This window comes from Streptomyces sp. NPDC048331 (assembly GCF_043201215.1).
Lineage (GTDB): Bacteria > Actinomycetota > Actinomycetes > Streptomycetales > Streptomycetaceae > Streptomyces.
In genome coordinates, this window is record NZ_JBICYT010000114.1 from 1 (window position 1) to 1,092 (window position 1,092).

1 protein-coding gene is annotated in these 1,092 nt (G+C 70.9%); it reads right to left on the minus strand.

Going from position 1 to position 1,092, the window contains the following annotated elements:
• On the minus strand, positions 1–950 hold a 950-nt coding region (locus ACGFYY_RS42400; RefSeq protein WP_393718003.1), incomplete at its 3' end, for an MMPL family transporter.
• Between the last annotated feature and the right edge of the window lie 142 nt (positions 951–1,092).

The window sequence follows — 1,092 nt, forward strand, 5'->3', positions numbered from 1 at the left end:
GTCAGGACGGCCGGCAGGAAGGTCAGCGAAACGGCAGCACAGCAGATCATGGCGATCGCCACCGCCGGTCCCAGCGCGCGCTCGGAGGGCAGGGCGCTGAAGGAGAGCGTCATCATCGCGAAGGCGATGGTCGCCGCACTGGCCACCACGGGCGGGGCCGTTGCCCGCCACGCCGCAGCCATCGCCTGCACGGCGTCTTCCTGTTCGGCGAGTTCCTCGCGGTAGCGGGCCGCCAGGAGCAGGGCATAGTCGGTGCAGGCGCCGACGACCAGGACGAACACAATGCCCTGGGCCTGGCCGTCAATCGGCAGCCTGCCCGACCTTGCAAGTACGTACAGTGCCATGCACGCCACGGCCAGGGCCAGTACCGCTCCCGCCATCACCAGCAGCGGCATGAGCAGGCTGCGGTATACCAGCAGCAGAATCAGCAGGACGCCGCCGAGGGCGACGGCAAGCAGGGTGCCGTCGGTCCTCGCGAAGGCGTCGTCGAGGTCACGCTGCGCGGCCGCGGGCCCCGCCAGGTGCACGGTCGTACCCTCGACCGCTGCCGCCGCCTGGCCGATGGCGGTGAGCTGGGCGGGCAGATCGGCGGGCCCGGCCGCGATCACCGAAGTCAGGGCGCGGCCGTTCCCGGCGAGGACCGGCACCACGGCCGGGCCGGGGCCGGTAAGACGGGCGGTGACCTGACGTGCCGCCTCGAGCTGGCGCTCGGTGATCTGGTCTCCCCGGGTAGAGGGTGTCCAGATCACGGCGAGGGGCAGCGGCTGCCCCGCACCGGTCGGGTCGAGCAGCCGGACCAGCTTCGTGGACTCCGCCCCCGGCGGCAGCTGCATGTCCTGCCCGGCTTGCGTGACCTCGCTGAGCCGCACGGTGTAGGGGCCGGTGACCAAGGCGAGGACCAGCCAGAGCAGGAGCACGACGAGCGGACCTGTCCGAGTGAAGCTCCGCACGAAGACGCACCCCTTAGTTGATCACCGTCCGGTGCCGTCCCGCTGCAGAACAGGTGGCGTCCGGCGTTGCTGTCCTCATCCGATTCGGTACCGGAGCAGATCAGGGATGGGCGTGAACCTCGGACGTCACCCGAACGGCTCC